Raw genomic sequence first — 21,436 nt, 5'->3', positions numbered from 1 at the left:
ACGGTCAGCCCAAAAAATGGACAAAATGTGTCGGGCTCTTTTGCCAATTACAAAGCGCATCTTCCATGACTTGCATACCCACTTGGATGTCGATGTCGAGGGCATCGACATAGGATTGAAGCCGAGCGGAAGAAGTGGGACTTTCGGGATTCCCGTCAAACAACAGTCGTGCTCCACGGACAGGTCCCGTTGCTCCACTAAAGTAAGCTGAGCTTGGGTGCATAGGTACTATCTCATATCGGGCTAGGAGCGAAAGGTAGTCAAATTTAGCAAGTCGCCCAAAGCTGATGACTGCCATATCTCGATAGAGATAATCAAATATCGTGCCAGGAGCATTGCCAGCGATACGCACCGCATTTCCGAAGAAACTGAGATGGCCTGCAGGGCCTATCCATGCAAGGTAATCGGTTAAGACCCGTCTGAAGCTCCGATTAGCTTCTGGATCCAAGCTTTCATACTTCCGATGGTTCCCGAACTTACCGCCAATATTCTCCCAATTAGCTTCAATCCACGTGAGGAATCTATTCGGGGCAGCCGACACCCTTGCCCAGCTCCAAACCCCTGAACCAAGCTCTCCGTAAACTTGGCGGAGCCGTAACCAGCCGCTGTCCGCTGGTTTTGCGAAGTGAGTCATCAGAAAGATTAGCCAAGCAGCCTCTTCGACATTCCCAATCTGTATGTGATAAACTACCGCACGTTCTGCGTCAAAGGACGGATGATTAGGATCAGCCCGATCCGCTGATATGGCCCTGCTCCGTAGGCGTTTATAATAATCTTCTCTCCGCTCGCTGGCTACAAATTGGGTCGCCAGTACTTCACATGCATTTGGATCGCCAATTCCTGGCAGTGGCCGGACATGATTGGAATGTTGCCTCATCGCCTGCATTAATGCTTGGCGTCTATTTTCGCGCGATGGCCACATTCTCTTTCCTCGCCACCCGATGGAGAAGTTAAACACGCCCCAGGGTTTGTCGCTCAGGTACGCCTTTCCGATTCTCGGCGAAAACAGTGTAGTGCTTGTTTGATATTTTCTCCATCACCTCATCAATTCGCTCTGGCTTCCCAGAAAGCCAGAAGACTTGAAGGAGGCGAGCAATGTCCGCCCAATAATCGCTGTCAAATGTCACATTTGCGTCGACTATCTCGCCGTTCCTCAGTTTCTCTTCAAATTCCACCAAAAGCGGCACTACAGGAAACTGATCTCCCAGGGGCATAGGCGGCATTTCTACGACTCGTTGGTGCCCTTCTTTCAAGTAGTGCGCGGCCTTGGCCAAATCTGACTCATATAAATGCATACTGCCAACGAAGTGGATGTATTCTCCGAGGCAAACTCCTAGGGCTCTGGCAACCATCTCCTGGATCATCGTGAAGCAGAATACGTCGTGTGGTAGCCCTTTATATGCATCATTGGACCGCATGGTAACCGCCATACTCAAGTGATCATTGCGAACGAAGAACTGAAGCGTGGTCGTGCAAGGCACCTCTTTGTGGTGAGTCGCGATATCCTCTGCGTTGAAGATTTGGATGACAGCGCGGCGAGAGCCGGAACGTTCCCGCAAAAGCTCGATAACACTTGAGAACTGGTTTATCCCTGCCCGCATGTTCAGCAGACGCGGACCATATGCACCATGAACCGTACCGTCTGGTTCAGCTTCCTTGCGGTACATCGGTACATACGACTCTATAAAATCAAGCGAGTTTGAGCCTGAGAGGTACCAAAGAAACTCTCCTAGCGCGCTGAATGGCTTGCCTCGATCTTCAGATCTGCTGAGTCTCGCCCTCGGTTTTGCTAAGCGGAGTATAACGCCTAACTGTTCGAGTGTTTCGCCGCGAGTGCCAACGTTCCGGTTCGCTCCGTTGTTTAGCTTCCCATAAAGCTCAACGAGCAAGGCATCCAGGCTATCGCCTTCAATCTCCAAAATGCCCCTCCATCCGATTGAGCTTTGGGTTAAGTGTGCCAGAACCCGCTGCGGGTGCCACTTGTGTGCATCGTCTGCCTGCACGGCTTGATTGTCTAGAGGCGCTACCCAGAACGGGTCCGTGGTTTCGGGATGCGCGGGTCCTACGCGGCAAACGCGATGATCGACCGGACGCGTTGTAGCGACCAATACAAAACTTTTTGCGTGCTGTAGGTACACTTGAAGTGAAACTTGGTGCCGGCAGAGGGGATTGAACCCCCGACCTTCGGTTTACAAAACCGCTGCTCTACCGCTGAGCTATGCCGGCGTCGGCGGAGCCATAGCATAGGCGGCGGCGGGATTCATCCCCCGGATCGGGTGGAGGGCATGCCGGTTGGGGATGGCTCGTGGGAGGCCGGACGCTGGGGATGGCGAGCCATTGTGGCGGTCGGCCGGGCGGTGAGGGAAAGGTCGCCGGCGGCGCGGTGCGGGCGGGATCGGTCGGCGACGGCGGACGGAAGCGCCGGCGGCGTCGCAAATCGGGTCGTCGGACGGGGCGCGGCCGGGCAGGGTGGCCGGGCTTCAACGCCCGTCCGGGAGACCGTCCATGACCGCCACGCTTTCGATGCCCGAGACCCGTGCCCTGCCGTTCCGCATCTGCGGCATCGATCCGGCCGCCGTCGCGGCTGCCTTCGCGCTCGACGCTGACGGGCTCGCCGCGATCGGCGCCGTGCGGGTGATCGCGGAGGCGGGCGGCGGCTATCCGTGCCGCGTCACGCTCGACGAGGCCGAGGCCGGCGAGGAACTGCTCCTGATGAACTACGAGCACCAGCCGGCCCTGAGCCCCTATGGGGCGCGCGGGCCGATCTATGTGCGCCGGCGCGGGCTCGACCGGGCCGGCCCCCTGGTGCTCGACCATGTGCCGGCGCAGATCCGCACGCGGCTCCTGTCGGTGCGCGCCTATGACGGCGCCGACATGATCGTCGAGGCCGAGGTCGTCGAGGGCGCGGACCTGGAGCCGCTGGCGACCGCCTGGCTGGCGCGGCCGGAGATCGCCTATCTGCATGTCCATTTCGCCCGCCGCGGCTGCTACGCCGCCCGGGTCGAGCGGGCCTGACGGGCGCCAGGGAAAGGGCCCCCCGACGCGGCGGGCTATGCCGCTCCCTCCGCGGCCGGCATGGCACGGCCGACCAGATAGAGCGCCAGCACGGCGGCGTTGGAGACGTTGAGGCTCTTGATCGGGCCGGGCATGTCGAGCCGGACCATCTGGTCGCAGGCGTCGCGGGTGATCGGCCGCAGGCCCTTGCCCTCCGAGCCGAGCACCAGCACGGCGCGCGCGCCCGGCCGGACCGCCTCGATCGGCTCCGGGCCGTCGCTGTCGAGCCCGATCACCGTGAAGCCGTCGTCGCGCAGCGCGTTGAGCGTGCGTGCCAGGTTGACCACCTCGACATGGGTCAGGAGATCGACCGCGCCGGAGGCGGACTTGGCCAGCACGCCGGTCTCCTCCGGGCTGTGCCGCGTGGTGGTGAGCAACGCGTCCGCGCCGAGCGCCACGGCCGAGCGCATCACCGCGCCGACATTGTGCGGGTCGGTCACCTGATCGAGCGCCAGCACCAGCCGCGCCTTGCGCAGTGCCGACATGCGGTCCGTGGTCAGCGTCTCGGTCTCGACCAGGACGCCCTGGTGGACGGTGTCGGCGCCGACGCGCGCATCGATCCAGCGCGGCTCGACTTGTTGCGGCTCCACCGGGAAGGTCAGCCCGCGCTCCCTCAGCCGTGCCTCCGCATTGCGCGTGACATAGATGGCGTGGATCACCCGGTCGGGATTGGCGAGCGCCATTTCCACCGGATGCAGGCCATAGAGGAAGACGCGGCCCTCCGGCGCCGGATTGCCGCCGCCGGTGCGGCGACGCTGGGCGACCGGCGGTTTGGACGGCCGGCGTCCGGGGCGCGCGGCACGGGGCTTGTCGGGGTGGTCTTCGGTCATGGGGCGGGCCACTCGGTGCGTGATCGCCTTCCATAGGCCGCCTGCGCCCCAGGGGGAAGGGCGCAGCGCCCGTCGGGAGGCCGTCCGTCGACGCTCCAGGCTTCGAGGGCGACGCGACGGACGGCGGGAGCGAGATGGCGCCTGGCGGGCGCTGGAGCCGCCGTGGCGCGCCGGACGTTCACCCGGACGCCGTTCGGTCTGATCAGTCCAGGGGCCCATGGCGGCGAATGCATAGCCGGTGGTTGCAAAGCCGATGGGAATCGATCTGCTAGGGGTCGTTCTGTCCGGCCGACCCTCTCGGGGATTTCAGGTGATGAGCGACGATGCCGAACTTCTGCGAAGAATTCTGTCCTTTGCAGATGCCTCTCTTCCCGCTGGACCGATGGATCCCGGCTTCGACATCGAGACGATTCAGGGCCCTGACAAATCCTCGCGCATTCTCAGACGACTGCGGAGCAGCAGTCCCGGAGGCCTGACATTCTTCAACGGCTATCTGAAAGTCTATGGCGTCCGGGGCGAGCGCGGCATCGACATTCGTCATTGGAATGCGGAGTCGAGCTGGAAATTCGCCTGGCCAAGCGATCTGAGGCCCTATTGGTGCTTTGCCGGTACGGCCATGGGCGAGCAGTTCGCGGTCGAAACCGTACCGGGGGACGGACCGGCCGCCTCCGCGGTCTATTCCCTGGATCCGATAACCATGGAACCCAGCGTCTTTGCGAGCGCCATGGACGATTTCTTCGTTCTGTTCAGTCAAGGCCCGGAAGCCTTCATCTACGAGGATGTGTATCGGGACATCGTCGAGAAGCATGGCGCCATCGGGATGAAAGACGGCGTGTCGGTCATGCCGCCCCGCGTTTTCCGGCGTGACGTCGATGCCAAGTCGGTCTTCATATCGGACTACCGGACCATGATGACGATCAACGGTGACTGCTTTTCGGAGGCCTCAAAACTTCCGGTCGGCGCACAAGTCCTCGGACTGACGGCTTACAGCGACGACCAGAACCGTGAGCGGATCCGATTCCGGGTTCGGAGCCACTGAAACCGCTCGTTGGGCTCGTCATGCGCGGGATTGGAAGGGCGACCCGATGGTCCGACCCGATCGACCGCTGGCGCCCGCTTTCGAGGGGCGACCAGACGCGCGAAGACGCCAGGCGGGTGCCATGACGAACAGAACCGGCTGCACGGGGTTATATTCTATTGGTTGCAATTTTAATCATTGTATATCAATGAGTGAAACCATAGCCTGTCGTCGTTGCATCCACGCGGTTTTGGAGTATCGGCATGACGGGACGTATTTCGAAGGCCATCCTGCTCGCCATCGCGGCCTGGGGCGTCCAGGCGCCGGCGCAGGCGCTGACGGTCAGCAACGGCAGCTACTATGAGGAGACGGTCAGCGCGGCCTGTCCGTCGGCGGCGACCTGCCGGCTCGACTTCACGCGCATCGGCAACAAGCCGATCATGCTGCGCCACCTGCTGTGCCGGGTCACCGGCAACATGCCGATCCGCTTCGGCACGATCGGGGTGGCGACCAGCGCCGGCGGCACGCCCAGCCGGGTGACGCCGATCGAGCCGCGCTTCTTCTACGGTTCCAATGCCACCCAGATCTATACGGTCGCCATGGACACCCACTATCTCCTGCAGGGCGGCAGCTTCCCGCAGATCCAGTTCACCGGCGACGTGACCATCCCGGAAGTGGTCTGTACCATCGTCGGCACGACCTTCGACAGCAAGGCCTCCTTCTGACACCCTTCGGCACGGACGAGGCCCGTTCGGCCGAGGCCCGGCGGCCCGGATAGCCGCTTCGCCACCGGCCGATCGTGCGGCACAGACCGGCTGTCCGGGCAGGCTGTTGAAAGCGCCGGAGGGCTGTTGACAGGGCGATGCCGGGTCGCCATAACTCCGCCCGCAAACGGCGCTTCGCAAGAAAGCCGGCTGCCTGTGTCATCCGCGGTGGTCCCCATCGTCCGGCACATGGGGGAATGTCCCGAGCGGCAAAGGGGGCGGACTGTAAATCCGCTGGCTAAGCCTTCGTAGGTTCGAGTCCTACTTCCCCCACCACTTTCCTTTCGAAATTCAGGCGCGCCCGCGAGGGACCCGACCGTTCGGCACCCGTCCCCCCGGTGGATGACGGCTGCGAACCTGTGCACCCGGATCGCCGCACCGGCGCTCCCGCGTCCACGCTGCCCCGTCCGGACGGCCCGCGCATCGCGCTCGAAAGACCAGCGTCCGCATCGGATATTCCTCCGTCAAGCCGGAAGGCAAAAAGCTGATCCGCGCCGTCCCGGCAAAACGCAACGGGCGATAGTCCAGTCGGTGATAGGGTTATTGACAGGCTTCGGGGCCGGTCGGTCGACACGGCGTGTCGGCGCGGCCAGTCGACCGGGAAGCCGTCCGAGGACCCTGATCATGACCCGTTCCAACCGTGTCCTGAAACTGGTGGCCGGCGCCGAGCCCGAGGCCGGCCCTGCCGATCCGCTCTGGGGGCGCCTGCGCGGCGAGGCGATCGCCGCCCTGCAGGCCGACCCCGCGCTCGACGCGCTGATGTTCCATTCCATCCTCGGGCATGCCAGCTTCGAGTCCGCGGTTGCCGACCGGCTGTCCGTGCGCCTCGCCACCGATACGCTGCCCTATCACCTGCTGCAGGACGTGTTCCTGCGCGCCTTCGCGGCCGAGCCTTCGATCGGGGAGGCGATCCGGGCGGACCTGCAGGCCGTGGTTGAGCGCGATCCGGCCGCCGGGCGGCTGATCGAGCCCTTCATCTTCTTCAAGGGCTTCGCGGCCATCCAGACCCATCGCATCGCCCATTGGCTGTGGTCGAACCGGCGGCGCGATCTGGCCCTGTTCATGCAGAGCCGTTCGTCGGAGGTCTACCAGACCGACATCCACCCGGCCGTGCCGATCGGCCGCGGCATCTTTCTCGATCACGCCTCGGGCCTGGTCATCGGCGAGACCGCGGTGATCGAGGACGATGTCTCGATCCTGCAGAATGTCACGCTCGGCGGCACCGGCACGGGCGCCGGCGACCGCCATCCGAAGATCCGGCGCGGCGTCATGATCGGCGCCGGTGCCCGCATTCTCGGGCCGGTCGAGATCGGCGCCTATTCGCGCATCGCCGCCGGCTCGGTCGTCACCCAGCCGGTGCCGGCCCACTCGACCGCCGTCGGCATCCCGGCCCGCATCATCCCCCATGCCGTCACCCTGCGCCCGGCCCAGTCCATGGACCAGACCCTCGCCGGCACCGACTACGACGGCTTCACCTATGCGATCTGAAGGGCGGCATTTCCCGGCGGCTGGTCGATCCCCGCGCCGCGGCGCTGTGCGCCGTCACGGGTGACGCGCGATTCCCGGCTCGATGGGCCGTGATTTCAGAGCTCAGATTTCGCTAAGTGCTGGAGCGGGTAGCGGGAATCGAACCCGCGTATTCAGCTTGGAAGGCTGCTGCTCTACCATTGAGCTATACCCGCAGTCCGACCATGAGATAGCGAAGGCCGGGCGCGAAGGCAACCTCCCGGATCGGAGCTTGACGCATCGGTGGAAAGAATGTCCTGGCGGCGGCCAGGGCGGCCAGGGCGGCCAGGGCGGCCAGGGCGGCCAGGGCGGCCAGGGCGGCCAGGGCGGCCAGGCGGTCGCGTCGGGTGGTTCCCGTGACTCTGGGGGCTGACGCCCCGGCTGGCTGTGGTTGGGGGGCGATGCCAATCCGGCGGGCGGCGGCTCCCGGACGGTTCCCGGTTCACGCGCCGGTGCGGTCGATCTCGGCCAGGAACTCGGTGAGGAGCGCGCGGAAGCGGTCGGGGGCCTGGTAGGGGAGGAAATGGGCGGCTTCCGCGACGGTCTCGTAGCGGGCGCCCGGGACCAGGGCGGCGACCTCCTGGCCGCGTTCGGGGGGCAGCAGCACGTCGCTGCCGCCGGTCACCACCAGGGTCGGGCAGGCGAGGGCGGCGAGGTCCGAGCGGATGTCGGCATCCAGGATGCCGCGGATCGACGCCGCATAGCCGGCAGCGTCCTGCGCGGCGAAGCGCTCGTAGTAGCGCCGGTAGCGCGCGTCCTGCGGCTGGTCGAGGAAGGCACGCTCGACCGCCTCCGGCAGCACGGCCGCCATGCCGTCGCGCTCGACCGCGTCGGCGCGCGCCGCCAGCATGGCGCGCGCGGACGGGATGGTCGACGCCACCGCATTGGCGAGCACCAGGCCGGCGACCCGGTCCGGTCGGCGTGCCGCCAGCGCGGCCGCCGTCATGGAGCCTATGGCGCAGCCGACCGGCACCACACGCTGCAGACCAAGCGCGTCGATCAGGTCCGACAGGTCCTCGGCATGGCGGGCGATCGTCGCCGGCCGGTCGCCGAGTGCGGACGTCCCGGCGCCGGCGAGATCGACGGCGACGCTCCCGCCGGGGGCGACGGTTCCGAGCCCCAGGTCGGACCAGAAGTCCCCATCGCCGCCCAGCGGATGGATCAGCAGCAGCGTGGTTCCCTGCGGTCCATGCTCACGTCGGTGGTTCAGCATCGGCGCCTCCGTCCCCGTCCCGATCGCTCGAAGACATTTGCAAGATCAGCCCGTCCGGCCGCCGGACCGCGTTCCGGCCGGTGGCTGCCGGAGGATCGGACCGCGCCTGACGCCGTTGGCCGGATCCCGGCCACAGCCCGCTCGGCGGCCGCAGCCCGCTCGGCGGCCGCAGCCCGCTCGGCGGCCACAGGCCACTCGGCGGTCAAGGTCCGCCGGACGATGGTTGCCCGCGTGGCGGTCACTTCCCGCCGGGCGGCCATTTCCCGCGCGGCGCGGGGCCGGTCTTGCCCGGTCCTGCGCACGGCCATGGCCACTCAGCGCCCGCCCGACATGGTCAGGTTGGCGCCGATGCAATATTCGGCTTCCGGCGACAGAAGCCAGAGGATGCCGCGCGCCATCTCGTCGGGGTCGCCGGCGCGGCCGAAGGGGACGGTCGGCCCCAGCCGGGCGATCCGTTCCGGCGGGTTGAGCTCGGTCGCGGTCAGCCCGGGGCTGAACACATTGACCCGGATGCCGTCGCGGGCGACCTCGCGCGAGAAGCCGATGGTGAAGCTGTTCACCGCGCCCTTGCTGGCCGCATAGTGGACGCGCTCGCCGATGCTGCCGTTGACGGCGGCGATCGACGAGACGTTGACGATCCGCCCGCCCACGCCGCCGCGCGACAGGGACATCCGCCGCGCCGCCTCGCGGCAGCACAGGATGGTGCCGAAGACGTTGGTGCGGAACAGGCGCTCGAGCTCTTCAGTCTCAAGGTCGACCAGCCGCGTCGGCCCGCCCATCAGCCCGGCATTGTTGACGAGATCGGAGACGGGTCCGAAATGCGCCGCCACCGCGTCGAACAGCGCCGGGATGGCGTCCGGTTCGCCGACATCGGCCGCGAAGGCCTCGGCCTCGCCGCCGGCATCCCGGATCGCCGCGACGGTGGCGGCCGCAGCCGCGGCATCGCTGCGATAGTTGACCGCGACCCGGTAGCCGCGCGCGCCGGCGAGCCGGGCGGTGGCTGCGCCGATGCCGCGCCCGGCACCCGTCACGAGGAGGACCGGCGCGCTCATGACGCACCGCCGGTCGGGCCGGGAATCGGGCCGAGCCGGTAGACCCGGGTGGCGGTGCCGGCGAAAAGCGCGGCCTTCTCGGCTTCGGAGGTGCCGGTGGCGATGCGCTTGAAGGCGTTCCAGAAGATGCCGTAGGGCGCGGTGCCCTTGTCGACCGGGAAATTGCTCTCGAACATGGCGCGGTCGGCGCCGAACAGTTCGATCGCCGTTTCGACATAAGGTCGCCACGCCGCGGCCAGATCGGCCGAGCCGGGCGGGCGCTCCCGCTCGTGGAAGGAGAAGCCGGCGAGCCGCATGCCGAGGCCGCCGAGCTTCACCGCCACGTTCGGTCGCCGGGCAACCGCCGCCATGCCGGCGCGCCATTCGGCGAAGACCGCGTCGCGCCGACCGGCATAGGGGCCGATGCCGTTCGGGCCGCCGACATGGTTCATCACGATGGTGGTGTCCGGGAAGGCGGCGGCAAGCGCGTCGAGTTCGCCGAGCTGGTGGTGGTACATCCAGGCGTCGAAGACGAGGCCGCGCGGCCCGAGCGCGGCGAAGCCGCGCCGGAAATCCGGGTCGGAGAGCAGGCCTTCGGGCGGCGAGATGTCCGAGCCGCGCGCCTCCGGATCGGGGTGATGGGCGGAGGTGTTGCGGATGCCCTTGAAGCGGCCCCCAGACAGGGCAACGTGGCGGTCGAGCACGGCGCCGGCCCTGTCGCCGACCCGCAGATCGACATGGCCGATGATGCCGGCCGCCACGCGGGGGCCGCCGGCCGCCTCGCTTTCCGCTGCCAGCCGCGTCGCGTAGGCGGTCTCGCCGAGCGAGCGCAGGGCCGGATCGGCATCCTCGGTATATTCGGCGTGGCATTCGGCGAAGATCGACGCGACGATCCGGTGCCCGTCGGCCATGTCGGCCCCGAATTCCGCCAGCCCGTAGGGATTGCCGGGCCGCGTCCAGAGATGGTGATGGGCGTCGACGATCGGGCGGTCCGGGTCGAGCGCGGGTTCGCGGGTCAGGGCGAGCCAGTCCGGACGGACCGGAAGGTGACGCGACTTGGCGACCATGGTCACGGGAAACGGTCCTTGAGTGTCGACATATTGGTCGGCGGACGTCGAGGGCGTCCGGGGCCGGATGCTAGCCGTCCGCCGGCGATCCATCAATGTTCAAGCTGTTATGCGATCGGCGTTCGGGCTTTTTGGGCTGCCGCCGGCGATCCGCGCCTCGACCCCCAAGCAGGATCGTGAAATCCTGCTATCTGTCGACAGAAGGGATGGACCATGCGGATTCCGATCGATGCCGCCGACCGGCTCGTGATGGCGGCCTTTCGCCGAGCCGGTTATCCGGCGGATGCGGCGCGCACCATCGCGGACCAGATCGTCGGCTGCGAATTGCGCGGCGTCGGCTTCGCGGGCCTGTCGCGCGCGCTGTCGCTGATCGAGCGGACGACCGAGCCGCCGCGCCCGGAGCGGATTCGCATCGTGCGCGAGACGCCGGTCTCCGCCCTGATCGACGGCGGCGACCAGAACGGCTACCTGGTCGCGCCCTTCGCGGTCCGGACCGGCATCGACAAGGCCCGCGCCCACGGCCTGGCGGCGATCGGCGCCAACAATACCTGGTACAGCGGCATGTATGCCCACTATCTGGAGATGGCGACCCGCGCGGGTCTGGTCGCGATGGCGGCCGGAAGTTCCGCGCCGCGGGTCGCGCCGCACGGGGCGAGCGAGGGCCGCTTCGGCACCAATCCGATCGCCTTCGCGTTCCCGTCCGACGACCAGCCGATCATCTTCGATGCCGGCACCTCGGTGATGATGATCGCCGAACTGGTTCTCGCCGACCGGCTCGGCAAGCCGCTGCCGGCCGGCATGGCCTTCGATGCGGGCGGGGCGCTGACCGAGGATCCGGTCGCCGCACTCGCCGGCGCGGTGCGGGTCTGGGGCGGCCACAAGGGCTCGGGCATCGCGCTCGTGGTGCAGCTGCTCGGCATGATGGTCGGCGGCGGCGCGCTGCCGGCCGACTACCGCGATTGCGGCTTCTTCTTCCTGGCGGTCGATCCGAGCCTGTTCGGCGACGCGGCCGATTTCCGCAGCCGGGTGTCCGCCTACGCGGCCGCGGTCCGCTCGGCCCGGCCGGAGCGCCCCGATCAGCCGGTGCGCATGCCGTTCGACCGCTCGGCCGCGGCGCGCGCCCGCATCGAGGCCGCGGGCTGGTTCGAAGCCGACGACGCCATCGTGGCGCGGCTGGCGGCCCTGGCCGGCGAGCCGGTGCCCGCGCCGCTCGGGCTCTGACGGCCGCGCGCCGATCGACGTTGCTGTTGCCCGACGCAGCGGCAGCTCTCCGCGCCCCCATAACGGCATGCTGAACGGCTGTTCAGCCGGCCGTCCTGACGCCGCGTCGTGGTCCTGGATGGACGGGATCGAGCGTACAAGGCCCAGGCGCGCTCTGTTGAAACCCGACGATTTTCTTTGAAATCACAAGATAATTTTCTTGTCCAGGTCCCTGAGGAGGAAATTTGCGACCTTAAAATGTCAAAACAATAATAATATTCAAAAATTCGAAAATATATATGCTACCCTGTATACAATAATAACGGGAGGAAACAGCTATGGATATTCTGGGCGTGAATCGGCCGGGATTGAAGAAAATTGCTTTGGCAATTTCCGCGGGGGCGGCCGGTGTGCTGCTCGTTGGACTCTCTCTCACGTCGGTGCTTCCGACCAACCGTGCCGTTTCGCATCCCGTCTTTGCCAAGCAGACCGGCATGGCCTGCTCGGGGTGCCATACGTCGCCCGTCTCATCGGGTGAGTTGAACCGAAACGGCCAGCGGTTCCGCGACCAGGGCTATTCATTCGGCGGTGGCGGCGGCAGCGGATCCGGTGGCGGCGGTGGGGGCGGCAACTACGGCGGTGGCGGTGGGGGCGGCAACTACGGCGGCGGCGGCAACTACGGCGGTGGTGGTGGCGGCGGCAACTATGGCGGCGGTGGCAACTACGGCGGTGGGGGCGGTGGCTACGGTGGGCCCGCGAGCCGGCCGGCGGCCTCCGCCTGCGATCCCGGCTTCTATGCCTGCAAGTTCAACAAGCGCGGCCGCGTCGATCCCGATCATCCCGGCTGCTGCCTCTTCGTTCCGGGCGCACCGCTGGTCCGCTAACGGCCAATGGACCCGAGACGGCTGCTCGCCATCCGTCTCGGCACCCTGAGCCGTCCTTTGACGATGGAGCGTTCGACGCGCCCGGACACCTGCGGGACCGCGGGGTCGTGCCGGACCCGCCCAGCCCGCTCGTGAAACGGGGCTTGGTCCGTTCGGGGCACCGGATCGACGAAGTGGCGCGCCGGAAGGAGGCGCCCCGCGCGTTTCCGGCGCGCCCCTCTCAAACTGCGACCGGTCACGAGGCGAGGCTCTCACAGCCCTCGACGGGCGAGAAAGCCTTCGATCGCCGCGGCATAGAGGTCGGGGCTCTCGATCTGCATCATGTGCGGCGCACCCGCTAGAAGGGCCAGTTCGGCGCCCGGGATGGCGGCGGACAGCGCGCGGGCGGCCTCGACCGGTGTCGCCGCATCGGCTTCGCCGCCGATCACCAGGGCGGGTGCCCGCACGGCGCCGAGCCGGTCGAGCGCGTCATGCCCCGAGATCGCCTCCCAGGCGGCGGACCAGCCGGACGGATCGTCGGCGAGGAGCCGCCGGCGCACCGCATCGGCGGCCGGCGTGGCCCGGAAGCCGGACGTGAACCAGCGCTCGATGGTCCCTTCCACCACCGCCGCCATGCCGCCGGCCTCCGCGTCGGTGCCGCGCGCCAGGATGGCCGGCCGCGCCGCCTCCGGGATGCGGCCGCCGCAGCCCGACGGGATCAGCGCGGCGACGAGGTCCGGGCGGGCGAGGGCCAGATTCTGCGCCACCATGCCGCCGAAGGAGAGGCCGATCACCACCGCCGGCCCTTTTGCCTCGGCCTCGATCACCGCTGCGACCGCCGTCACGCAGGCGTCCATCCGCCCGGGCCGCGCCGCGGGTCGCGACCGGCCGTGGCCGGGCATGTCGATCGCCACGACCGTATGGGTCCGGGCGAGCCGGTCGGGCAGGGCGCCCCAGAAGGTCCCGTCGAGGCCGACGGGGTGGAGCAGCACGGCCAGCGGACCGGCGCCGCGCCGGTCGGAATGCAACAGGGGCTCGGTCATCGGTTCGCCTCGCTTCAGGGGGTCTGGATGCCGCGCCGGCCGACGAAGATCGAATAGAGCGTCGAGGCGCCGGTCACGAAGAGACGGCTGCGCCGGACGCCGCCGAAGGTCAGATTGCTGATCACCTCGGGAAACCGGATCTTGCCGATCAGGGCGCCGTCGGGCGCGAAGCAGTGCACGCCGTCGCCGGCGCTGGTCCAGAGATTGCCGTCCTCGTCGATCCGGAAGCCGTCGGAGACGCCGACATCGGGCTTGGCGAAGACGCGCGGATTGGCCAGCGTGCCGCCCTCGACCACGTCGAAGGCCAGGATGTGGAACGGCCCGCCCTGCTGGTGCGAGCCGCCGGTATCGGCGACGTAGAGGATGCTCTCGTCGGGCGAGAAGGCGAGGCCGTTCGGCCGGACCATCTGGTCGGTGGCGACGGTGAGATCGCCGGTCTTCGGGTCGTAGCGGAAGACCGGGCGGAAGCCGAGCTCGCTCTGCGCCTTGGTGCCGGTATAGTCCGACAGGATGCCGTAGTCGGGATCGGTGAACCAGATCGTGTCGTCGGACTTGACCACCACGTCGTTCGGCGAATTGAGCCGCTGGCCGCGATACTGGTCGGCCAGCACCGTGATCGAGCCGTCATATTCGGTCCGTGTCAGGCGGCGCGCGCCGGACTCGCAGGTGACCAGGCGGCCCTGCCGGTCGCGCGTGTTGCCGTTGGCATTGTTGGACGGGCTGCGGAACACGCTGACCCCGCCGCCCTCGCACCAGCGATAGATCCGGTCGGCCGGAATGTCGCTCCAGAGCAGATACTGCCCGTCGGCGAACCAGACCGGGCCCTCCGCCCACAGCATGCCGGTGTGCAGGACCTCGATCCGGGCATTGCCGACCACGCAGGGCCGGAAGCGCTGGTAGTCGATGATTTCGACGGCGGGACTCATCGGTGCTCTCCCCGGATGGTGCGGATCGTTGCGGGCCTCACAGGACGCCGTCCTCGGCCAGGCGATGGACGTCGGCTTCCGAAAACCCAAGGAGGCCGGTCAGGATGCTCATATTGTCCTCGCCGTAGCAGGGCGCGCCGCGATCGATCGGCCCGCCCGCATGGGCCGGCGTGCGCTCCAGGCGGACCGGGAATTCCGGCACCGGCCAGCGGCCGATCCGGCTGCCGGTCACCTCGGTCATCCAGTCGAGCGCGGCCAGCTGCGGGTCGTGGTCGATGCGGTCCTCGGCGGTCTGGCAAAGCCCGGCCGGCACTCCCGCGGCCTGCAGGCGCAGCATGGCCGCGCCGGCATCCTGATCGAGCGTCCAGGCAGTCACCGCCCGGTCGAGCGCATCCTGGTGGCGCAGGCGGTCGGCGAGGGTGGCGAAGCGGGGATCGTCGGCCAGGGCCGTGCAGTCCATCACGCCGAGCAGGGCGCGCCATTCCGCCTCGTCGAAGCAGGCGATGGCGAGCCATCGATCGGTACCGCGGCAGCGGTAGGCGCCGTGCGGGGCGGCCGGCTTGTAGGGCGAGCGGTTGCCGATGCGCGACCAGGGCCGGCCGTTGGCCGACCAGTCGAGCACGGGAATCGCGGTCTGGTAGATGCCGGCCTCGCATTGCGAGCTGTCGATCCACTGGCCCTCGCCGGTCCGCTCCCGGTGATGCAGCGCGCCGAGGATCGCGAGCGCGAAGCCGTGCGCGCCGGCCCAGTCCAGATAGGAATAGCCCCAGCCGGCCGGCATGGCCGGCTCCGGCAGCCCGGACATGTCGGTCGTGCCGGCGAAGGAGGCGGCGACCGGTCCGACGGTGCGGAACCGGCCATAGTGGCCGGCCGAGCCCATGCCGGACTGCTGCACATAGATGATGTCCGGCCGGATCGCCCGTAGCACGTCCCAGCCGAGGCCGAGCCGTTCCAGGACGCCGGGCGAGAAGCCCTCGGCGACCACGTCGGACAGCCGGATCAGGTCCTTGGCGATGGCCAGGCCCTTCGGATGCCGGATGTTGAGCGACAGCCCGCGCTTGCCGGCATTTTTGTGGTTGAACTGGCCGCCCATGTCGGGATCGGTCACGCCTTTCAGGGGACCGGTCGCGGCGTCGCGCGCCGCCCGGCCGCCGACCGGCGCCATCGCGGCGAGCCGGGTGTCGGGGTTCTCCTTCCATTCGACCTTGATCGCCTCCGCGCCGAGCGAGGCGAGGAAGCGGGTGCCGCCGGCCGAGGCCAGGAACCAGGAGAAGTCGAAGATGCGCACGCCGCCAAGCGGCATCGGCCGACCGCGCGCCGAGACCACGTCCGCGCGCTCGGCCAGCGGTGCGCGCACGGTGGCTGGGGAGCGCCGGGCGGGAGTGGCTTGCGCGGAGGTGGCGGCCGGCGGGGTGCCGCCGGCCCGGAGGGCGGCGCGCAGCGCCGGTCCGTACTCGTCGAGGCGGGGCGCGGCGTTGCCGGCCTGCCAGGCGGTCGCGGAGGCGCACCATTTCGAGACCGGATAGCGCAGCGTCCGGCCAAGCTCCGGGTGGTCGAGATCGGCGAAGGTGCCGCGTGCCAGCCAGTGCGGGTCCTCGGCATTCTCGTGCGGCTTGCGCACCGGCGCCCAGAGCAGCCCGGCCTCCTGCGCGGCCCGCCACGGCACGGCCTCGTAGCGGAAGGCGCGCACGAAGCGCTGGACCACATCCTGGACATGGTTCGCAGCCTCGTCGGCGTCGGTCGAACCCGGCACGTTGCGCGCCGACAGGTCGGCGTCGGCCGGCGGCGGTTCCAGGTCGGCGGCCATGTCCCAGCGCTTCAGGAAGGGCACCAGCTTGGCCTTGTCGCGCGCCGAGACGCCCCAGGACATGACCCAGCGGCCATCCTTGGTGTTGGCGATGTTGGGCGTCCGGTTCGGCGTCTCGACGGCGTGGCGTGCGGTCTGGCGGTGCAGCGGCGCCCGGCGCATGACCCAGGACATCAGATCGAGCTCGGTATTCTTGGCGACCGCCTCGTGGATCGCGACCGACACGTCCTGACCGGCGCCGTCCTTCAATCGCCGGATCAGCGCGGCCGCGATGCCGACGGCCAGCTGTTCGCCGGCGATCATATAGGCGTGCCAGAGCTGCGGGGCGATCGGCGGCAGGTCGTAGCCGTCCGGCGCGGCGTCGTAGCCGCAATTCATCATGATGCCGCCGAGCGCCAGATGGACGAGGTCCGAGCCCTTGAAGTCCCGCCACGGTCCGGTATCGCCGAAGGGCGTGATCCGGGCGGTGATCAGCCGCGGGTTCAGGGCCCGCGCCGCCGCGGCATCGAGGCCGAAGCGGGCGAGCGCCGCGCCGCCGGTCGCGTCGAGATGGATGTCGGCGGAGGCCAAAAGGGCCCGCATCGCCTCGCCGTCCTCGATCACCGCCGAGCGCTTGCCGCGGTTCATGGCGAGGAAGTGCAGCGAGCGGTCGGGGCCTGGACGATCGTCGATGAAGGGGCCGATTGCCCGGGTCGGCGAGCCCTGCGGCAGTTCGAGCTTGATCACCTCGGCGCCGAGCCCGGCCAGGATCAGGCCGCAATACTCGCCGCGCTCGTCGGCGGTCTCGATGACGCGCAACCCATCCAGCATCCCGGGCAGCAGCCCGCTGCCCCCTTCTGCCTTCCGCCCTTCGGCCGCTGCGGCCTCGGTCATTCGGCGAGCCGCATCTGCGGGATGAGCGTCCCGGCGGCATCCGTTCCGTAGGCCACCGCGACCGGCCGGCCGATCCAACTGCCCTCCGGCTCCGGTCCGGTCAGATTCGAGATGACCAGCGGTCCCTCGGCGAGCTTGACGGCGACGACATTGTAGGGCGGCGGCCAGTTGTCGAAATATTGGCGGTGGAACACCACCCAGGAGGCGATCTCGCCGCGTCCGGAGAGCGGACGCCAGGTCGACCGCGGCGACAGGCAATGCGGACAGCACGGCCCCGGCGGATAGCGCCATTCCGCGCAGTCGTCGCATTGCTGCAGGTGCCAGTCATGGGCGCGGATGCTCTCCCACATCGGCTCGTCATACATGGACATGACGGCGGCAGAATTGGCCATGGCGGCTCAGCTCCCGTAGATGATGGAGACGGCCTTGCCGGCCACGTCCGAATTGTAATGGACGAAGCGGCTGTCGCCGGCGCCGCGCGCCGCGACCTGCCGGGCGCCGCATTCCCCGCGCACCTGCCGGACGGCCTCGACCTGGTGCGCCCAGCCCTGCATGTAGCTTTCTGACAGATGGCCGCCGCCGGTATTGACCGGGATGCGCCCGCCGAGCCCGATGCCGTCCTCGCGCATGAAGCGGCCGACATCGCCGGGGCGGCAGTAGCCGTAGCCTTCGAGCGCGAAGGGGACGTGGCAGGAGAAGCTGTCGTAGATCTGCAGCGCGCTCATGTCCTCGGGGCCGACGCCCGCCATGGCATAGACCTGCGCCGCACAGGCCTCCTGGGCCGGGCGGTAGAATTCGAGCAGGCGCGGCTCCAGGCTGGTGGCGCCGCGGTTGAGGTCGGAGCGGCCGACGCCGTGGATCAGCACCGGCGCCTTGCGGGCCATCTTTCGCGCGCGCTCGGCCTCGGCGATGATGAGCACCACGCCGCCATCGTTGATCAGGCAATAGTCGAACAGCCGCAGCGGCTCGCAGATGTAGCGCGCCGCCATGTAGTCCTCGATGGTGATCGGCTTGCGCATCAGGGCATGCGGATTGAGGCTGGCCGCGTGGCGCTGGGCGACGGCGACCTCGCCGAGATCGCGCTCCGTGCAGCCGGTCAGTTCGCCGAAGCGGCGGAACATCATGGCGTAGAGGGCGCCCTGCGAGGTGAAGCCCCAGGGCGCGTGGTAGACGTAGGACAGGAACATGTTCCCGCCCATCGCCTCCGGCCCGCCATACTGGATCGCCGCGGAGCGCTGGTCGTTGCCGTAGACCAGCGCGACCACCTCGGCGAGGCCGGAGCGGATCGCCATGCAGGCCTCGATCACCGCCAGCATGGCGTCGGCCTGGCCGCCCCAGCGCGGATTGATGCCGAGGATCTCGCCGGTGCGCTCGTAGGCGAGCGTCGGGCCGACGATCAGGCCGTCGATCTCGTCGCGGCCGATCCCGGCATCGGCGAGCGCCGCCCGGAAGGCGGTCGCCGCATAGCCGTAGGAATCCGCCGGCTTCTCGCCGGCGCGCACGCGGGCATGGTCGCCGACATAGTCGCTCTCGCCGACGCCGATCACGGCGCCGACCCTGGCCAGATCGCGGGCGGTCATTCGAGGACTCCTGTGGCGCGAAGCGACGCGATGCGCTCGGCGCTGTAGCCGAGCAGGTCGGCGAGGACGCTGTCGGTATGCTCGCCGATCAGCGGCGGGCGCTTCAGCGCGATCCGCTCGCCGTCGACCCGGAAGGGCGGGGCGGTGAAGCGGGCCGGCCCGATCTCCGGATGGTCGACCACCTGCCAGTAGTCGCGGTGGCGGAGCTGCGGATCATCCTCCATCAGCCGGCGCGAGGTGGAGACGACGCCCGCCGGCACGCCGCGCGCCTGGCAGGCCGCCATGACGGCCTCCGCCGACAGGCCCCGGGTCCAGGCCGAAACCGCGGCCTCGACCCGGTCGACGGCGGCGAGCCGGCCGGCTTCGGTCTTGAGGGCCGGATCGGTCGCCATCGCGGCATCGCCCATCACGGCGCACAGATCCCGCCAGTGCCGGTCGTCGAGCACCGTGATCGCGCACCAGCTGTCCTCGCCGGCGCAGGCGAAGACGCCGTGCGGCGCATGGTGCAGCGAGCGGTTGCCGAGCCGGGGCTGCTCGCGACCCGTCGCGGCCGTCTCGACCACCGCCAACCCCATGCAGTTGATGGTCGATTCCACCTGCGACAGGTCGATCTTCATGCCCCGGCCGGTCGCCCGCCGGTGGCGCAGGGCGGCCATCACCGCGAAGGCGGCGTGGTAGGGATTGGCGGCATGGTCGGGAAAATGGGTGCCGGGGCCGAGCGGGCCCTCGCCCTCGTAGCCGGTCGCCGCCATCAGCCCGGTGACGGCGCTGATGGTCATGCCGACGCCGGTCATGCCGGCGAGCGGCCCGTCCTCGCCATACATCGGCATCGACAGATAGATCAGGTCCGGCTTGATCCGAACGAGGTCGTCATAGCCGAGCCCCAGCCGTTCCATGGCGCCGGGTCCGAAATTGTTGCTGACGATGTCGGACTGCCGGATGATCTCGTAGAGCGTCGCCCGGCTGTCCGGGTTCTTCATGTTGATCGCGACGCTCTTCTTGCCGGTATTGCGCGAGGCGAAGTAGCCGCTGCGGTTGATGCCGAAGACGCCGTCCTTGAACGGTCCGCCGACGCGGACCGGATCGGGCCGTGCGACGCCTTCGATCTTCAGGACCTCGGCGCCGAAATCCGAAAAAAGCTTGGTCGAGAAGGGGCCGGCGCCGGCCCAGGTGAAGTCGGCGAAACGGATGCCGGCCAGAAAATCGGGGGTCATCGCCGTCTCCTCACGCGCTCGCCCGGCCGGCCGGATCGGCGCGGCCCGGATGGTCCTGATCATGGCGATGGAGGCCGAGCACCTCGCCGTCATGCTCGCCGAGCCGCGGGGCGGGGCGGTCGATCGCCCAGACCGGTTCGGACAGGCGGTAGGGCGCGCCCGGGATGGTCACGTCCGATCCGATGCCCGGCATCGCGACGGTCTGGAAGAAGCGGCGGAACAGGAGCTGGGGGTCCTGGCCGAGTTCGGCGATCGAGGCGACCGGGGCCATCACGATCTTGCGCTTCAGCGCCTCGGCGGCGCAGCGCGCCCGGGTCTTGTCGGCCAGGAAGCGCTCGATCAGCACCTTGAACTCCGCCTTCATGGCCGCCGTCGTTCGGCGCGGCCGGTCCTGCCAGGGGGCGCCGGTCAGCACGGCATGGCCGTCGAAACCTTCCTCCTTCATCCAGGCGAGAAGGCCGGCCCAGGAGGCCTGCAGGGCGAGCGGCGCGGCCAGGAAGACCCATCCGTCCTGGCACGCAAAGGCGCTTTCGGTCGCGTCCCGGGTGCCCTCGCCGCCGCGCGTGGAGACGCGGCCTTCGAGGTCGTAGACCTGCACGGCGTTCTGCAGCGAGTGGGCGATGCATTCCTGCGCCGAGACATCGACGACATGGCCGGCGCCGCGCGTCTCCGCGTCCCAGAGAGCGATGGCGGTGGCGGCCGCGGCATAGAGCGAGGCGACGAACAGGCTCTGCTCGCCGGCGATCTTGAGTGGTGGCTTGCCCGGCTCGCCCGACAGCCAGACGATGCCGCCGAGCGCCTGCACGACCAGGTCGGAGGCGGCGAAGCCCGCATAGGGGCCGGTCAGGCCGAACGGGGTGATGACGGTGACGACGCGCACGCCCGGCACCGCCAGGATGTCGGCGAGGAGCCCGTCATCGGCCTCCGGCTCGACCACCACCACGGACGCGGTCGCCACCAGGGCCCTGAGGATGTCGCGGCCCTCCGGCGCGGCCAGATCGACCACGACGCTCTTCTTGTTGAGGGCCAGAAACGCGAAGGGCACGCCGCCATGTCCGGCCGTCAGTGCGCCGGCGCCGGCGGGCGGCAGGCGCCGGTCGGAGGCGCCGCCGGGCGGTTCGACCCGGATCACCTCGGCGCCGAGATCGGCGAACAGCCGGGTGGCGTAGGCGCCGAACAGGCGGGTCAGATCGAGCACCCGTGTGCCCGCATAGGGGCGGGGGCCCGCGCCGGCATCCGGACGTGAGCCCGCATGGGGCCGTTCGGGTCCGTCTCCGGCCGATCGCGCCGCGTCGTCCTGCATCAATTCGGCCTCCTCGGGCGGCGGGGTCTTGTAGCCGACCCCTTCAGGAGGTCTGCGGCCCGTCTCGCCGAGGAAGAATGCATTCTATAAAATCGTGCGGCAACCGACGTGGCCGGCATAGCGGATTTGCCTGCAATGGAGGGG

Annotated in this window: 19 protein-coding genes and 3 tRNA genes; 7 read left to right on the top strand and 15 right to left on the bottom strand. The window is 68.6% G+C overall.

Annotated elements, in window-relative coordinates; translation table 11 throughout:
• Window positions 1-4: 4 nt before the first annotated feature.
• The 3 genes from KL771_RS13095 to KL771_RS13085 form a co-directional block, all read right to left on the bottom strand.
• Entirely contained in the window at window positions 5-922 is a 918-nt protein-coding gene (locus tag KL771_RS13095) for an alpha-glutamyl/putrescinyl thymine pyrophosphorylase clade 3 protein (protein WP_261969004.1), read from the bottom strand.
• A 28-nt stretch (window positions 923-950) separates the two neighbouring features.
• A complete protein-coding gene (locus tag KL771_RS13090; RefSeq protein WP_261969003.1) occupies window positions 951-1,919 on the bottom strand; it encodes a thymidylate synthase in 969 nt (322 codons plus the stop codon).
• A 232-nt stretch (window positions 1,920-2,151) separates the two neighbouring features.
• Window positions 2,152-2,226 (bottom strand) — tRNA-Thr (locus KL771_RS13085).
• Window positions 2,227-2,505: 279 nt separating this feature from the next.
• Between KL771_RS13085 and KL771_RS13080 the strand changes: the two genes are divergently transcribed.
• A complete protein-coding gene (locus tag KL771_RS13080; protein ID WP_261969002.1) occupies window positions 2,506-3,015 on the top strand; it encodes a DUF1203 domain-containing protein in 510 nt (169 codons plus the stop codon).
• A gap of 35 nt (window positions 3,016-3,050) precedes the next feature.
• Here the strand turns inward: KL771_RS13080 and KL771_RS13075 are convergent, their stop codons facing one another.
• Window positions 3,051-3,884, bottom strand: coding sequence for a TrmH family RNA methyltransferase (locus KL771_RS13075; protein WP_261969001.1), 834 nt, complete (start codon window positions 3,882-3,884; stop codon window positions 3,051-3,053).
• Window positions 3,885-4,197: 313 nt separating this feature from the next.
• On the opposite strand from KL771_RS13075, the gene KL771_RS13070 reads away from it, so the two are divergent.
• The 4 genes from KL771_RS13070 (at window position 4,198) to cysE (ending at window position 7,154) form a co-directional block, all read left to right on the top strand.
• Window positions 4,198-4,923: a hypothetical protein gene (locus KL771_RS13070; protein WP_261969000.1), complete on the top strand. Its 726-nt coding sequence runs from the start codon at window positions 4,198-4,200 to the stop codon at window positions 4,921-4,923.
• Between the two features lie 242 nt (window positions 4,924-5,165).
• Window positions 5,166-5,627 (top strand): hypothetical protein, encoded by a 462-nt coding sequence (locus KL771_RS13065; RefSeq protein ID WP_261968999.1) that lies wholly within the window; start codon window positions 5,166-5,168, stop codon window positions 5,625-5,627.
• A gap of 230 nt (window positions 5,628-5,857) precedes the next feature.
• Window positions 5,858-5,942, top strand: a tRNA-Tyr gene (locus KL771_RS13060).
• Between the two features lie 348 nt (window positions 5,943-6,290).
• Window positions 6,291-7,154 (top strand): serine O-acetyltransferase, encoded by an 864-nt coding sequence (gene cysE, locus KL771_RS13055; RefSeq protein WP_261968998.1) that lies wholly within the window; start codon window positions 6,291-6,293, stop codon window positions 7,152-7,154.
• Window positions 7,155-7,274: 120 nt separating this feature from the next.
• Here cysE and KL771_RS13050 read toward each other — a convergent pair.
• The 4 genes from KL771_RS13050 to KL771_RS13035 form a co-directional block, all read right to left on the bottom strand.
• Window positions 7,275-7,348 (bottom strand) — tRNA-Gly (locus KL771_RS13050).
• Window positions 7,349-7,614: 266 nt separating this feature from the next.
• Window positions 7,615-8,385, bottom strand: a complete 771-nt coding sequence (locus KL771_RS13045) for an alpha/beta fold hydrolase (RefSeq protein WP_261968997.1) — start codon at window positions 8,383-8,385, stop codon at window positions 7,615-7,617.
• Between the two features lie 314 nt (window positions 8,386-8,699).
• Entirely contained in the window at window positions 8,700-9,437 is a 738-nt protein-coding gene (locus tag KL771_RS13040; protein WP_261968996.1) for an SDR family NAD(P)-dependent oxidoreductase, read from the bottom strand.
• Window positions 9,434-10,483: an amidohydrolase family protein gene (locus tag KL771_RS13035; RefSeq protein ID WP_261969285.1), complete on the bottom strand. Its 1,050-nt coding sequence runs from the start codon at window positions 10,481-10,483 to the stop codon at window positions 9,434-9,436. Before KL771_RS13035 ends, KL771_RS13040 begins: the two co-directional genes overlap by 4 nt.
• A 213-nt stretch (window positions 10,484-10,696) precedes the next feature.
• On the opposite strand from KL771_RS13035, the gene KL771_RS13030 reads away from it, so the two are divergent.
• Window positions 10,697-11,704 (top strand): Ldh family oxidoreductase, encoded by a 1,008-nt coding sequence (locus KL771_RS13030; protein ID WP_261968995.1) that lies wholly within the window; start codon window positions 10,697-10,699, stop codon window positions 11,702-11,704.
• A gap of 317 nt (window positions 11,705-12,021) precedes the next feature.
• A complete protein-coding gene (locus tag KL771_RS13025) occupies window positions 12,022-12,567 on the top strand; it encodes a hypothetical protein (protein ID WP_261968994.1) in 546 nt (181 codons plus the stop codon).
• 251 nt (window positions 12,568-12,818) lie between these two features.
• Here KL771_RS13025 and KL771_RS13020 read toward each other — a convergent pair whose 3' ends face one another.
• Genes KL771_RS13020 through KL771_RS12990 form a run of 7 tightly spaced genes read right to left on the bottom strand, consistent with a single transcriptional unit; the run spans window position 12,819 to window position 21,187 of the window.
• Window positions 12,819-13,589 (bottom strand): alpha/beta fold hydrolase, encoded by a 771-nt coding sequence (locus KL771_RS13020; protein ID WP_261968993.1) that lies wholly within the window; start codon window positions 13,587-13,589, stop codon window positions 12,819-12,821.
• 14 nt (window positions 13,590-13,603) lie between these two features.
• Window positions 13,604-14,515 carry an SMP-30/gluconolactonase/LRE family protein gene (locus KL771_RS13015; protein WP_261968992.1) on the bottom strand — a complete coding sequence of 304 codons (912 nt, stop codon included), beginning with the start codon at window positions 14,513-14,515 and terminating at the stop codon, window positions 13,604-13,606.
• Window positions 14,516-14,552: 37 nt separating this feature from the next.
• Complete coding sequence (locus tag KL771_RS13010) at window positions 14,553-17,195, bottom strand: CaiB/BaiF CoA-transferase family protein (RefSeq protein ID WP_261968991.1); 2,643 nt, start codon at window positions 17,193-17,195, stop codon at window positions 14,553-14,555.
• Window positions 17,192-17,587, bottom strand: a complete 396-nt coding sequence (locus tag KL771_RS13005) for a Zn-ribbon domain-containing OB-fold protein (protein WP_261968990.1) — start codon at window positions 17,585-17,587, stop codon at window positions 17,192-17,194. Before KL771_RS13005 ends, KL771_RS13010 begins: the two co-directional genes overlap by 4 nt.
• A gap of 6 nt (window positions 17,588-17,593) precedes the next feature.
• A complete protein-coding gene (locus KL771_RS13000) occupies window positions 17,594-18,775 on the bottom strand; it encodes a thiolase family protein (protein ID WP_261968989.1) in 1,182 nt (393 codons plus the stop codon).
• Window positions 18,772-19,989, bottom strand: coding sequence for a CaiB/BaiF CoA transferase family protein (locus tag KL771_RS12995; RefSeq protein WP_261968988.1), 1,218 nt, complete (start codon window positions 19,987-19,989; stop codon window positions 18,772-18,774). The genes KL771_RS13000 and KL771_RS12995 overlap by 4 nt, the downstream gene beginning before the upstream one ends.
• 10 nt (window positions 19,990-19,999) lie before the next feature.
• Window positions 20,000-21,187: a CoA transferase gene (locus KL771_RS12990; RefSeq protein ID WP_261968987.1), complete on the bottom strand. Its 1,188-nt coding sequence runs from the start codon at window positions 21,185-21,187 to the stop codon at window positions 20,000-20,002.
• Window positions 21,188-21,436: the final 249 nt, after the last annotated feature.

It is taken from the genome of Prosthecodimorpha staleyi, from assembly GCF_018729455.1.
GTDB lineage: Bacteria > Pseudomonadota > Alphaproteobacteria > Rhizobiales > Ancalomicrobiaceae > Prosthecodimorpha > Prosthecodimorpha staleyi.
The sequence above is the reverse complement of the archived record's forward strand: the minus strand, read 5'-3'. Positions and strand labels throughout refer to the sequence as shown.

What these genes read in the sequence shown, in the direction of transcription:
- KL771_RS13095 (WP_261969004.1), bottom strand. Translation starts at nt 922, where the DNA reads ATGTGGCCATCGCGCGAAAATAGACGCCAAGCATTAATGCAGGCGATG.
- KL771_RS13080 (WP_261969002.1), top strand. Translation starts at nt 2,506, where the DNA reads ATGACCGCCACGCTTTCGATGCCCGAGACCCGTGCCCTGCCGTTCCGC.
- KL771_RS13075 (WP_261969001.1), bottom strand. Translation starts at nt 3,884, where the DNA reads ATGACCGAAGACCACCCCGACAAGCCCCGTGCCGCGCGCCCCGGACGC.
- KL771_RS13070 (WP_261969000.1), top strand. Translation starts at nt 4,198, where the DNA reads ATGAGCGACGATGCCGAACTTCTGCGAAGAATTCTGTCCTTTGCAGAT.
- KL771_RS13065 (WP_261968999.1), top strand. Translation starts at nt 5,166, where the DNA reads ATGACGGGACGTATTTCGAAGGCCATCCTGCTCGCCATCGCGGCCTGG.
- cysE (WP_261968998.1), top strand. Translation starts at nt 6,291, where the DNA reads ATGACCCGTTCCAACCGTGTCCTGAAACTGGTGGCCGGCGCCGAGCCC.
- KL771_RS13045 (WP_261968997.1), bottom strand. Translation starts at nt 8,385, where the DNA reads ATGCTGAACCACCGACGTGAGCATGGACCGCAGGGAACCACGCTGCTG.
- KL771_RS13040 (WP_261968996.1), bottom strand. Translation starts at nt 9,437, where the DNA reads ATGAGCGCGCCGGTCCTCCTCGTGACGGGTGCCGGGCGCGGCATCGGC.
- KL771_RS13035 (WP_261969285.1), bottom strand. Translation starts at nt 10,483, where the DNA reads ATGGTCGCCAAGTCGCGTCACCTTCCGGTCCGTCCGGACTGGCTCGCC.
- KL771_RS13030 (WP_261968995.1), top strand. Translation starts at nt 10,697, where the DNA reads ATGCGGATTCCGATCGATGCCGCCGACCGGCTCGTGATGGCGGCCTTT.
- KL771_RS13025 (WP_261968994.1), top strand. Translation starts at nt 12,022, where the DNA reads ATGGATATTCTGGGCGTGAATCGGCCGGGATTGAAGAAAATTGCTTTG.
- KL771_RS13020 (WP_261968993.1), bottom strand. Translation starts at nt 13,589, where the DNA reads ATGACCGAGCCCCTGTTGCATTCCGACCGGCGCGGCGCCGGTCCGCTG.
- KL771_RS13015 (WP_261968992.1), bottom strand. Translation starts at nt 14,515, where the DNA reads ATGAGTCCCGCCGTCGAAATCATCGACTACCAGCGCTTCCGGCCCTGC.
- KL771_RS13010 (WP_261968991.1), bottom strand. Translation starts at nt 17,195, where the DNA reads ATGACCGAGGCCGCAGCGGCCGAAGGGCGGAAGGCAGAAGGGGGCAGC.
- KL771_RS13005 (WP_261968990.1), bottom strand. Translation starts at nt 17,587, where the DNA reads ATGGCCAATTCTGCCGCCGTCATGTCCATGTATGACGAGCCGATGTGG.
- KL771_RS13000 (WP_261968989.1), bottom strand. Translation starts at nt 18,775, where the DNA reads ATGACCGCCCGCGATCTGGCCAGGGTCGGCGCCGTGATCGGCGTCGGC.
- KL771_RS12995 (WP_261968988.1), bottom strand. Translation starts at nt 19,989, where the DNA reads ATGACCCCCGATTTTCTGGCCGGCATCCGTTTCGCCGACTTCACCTGG.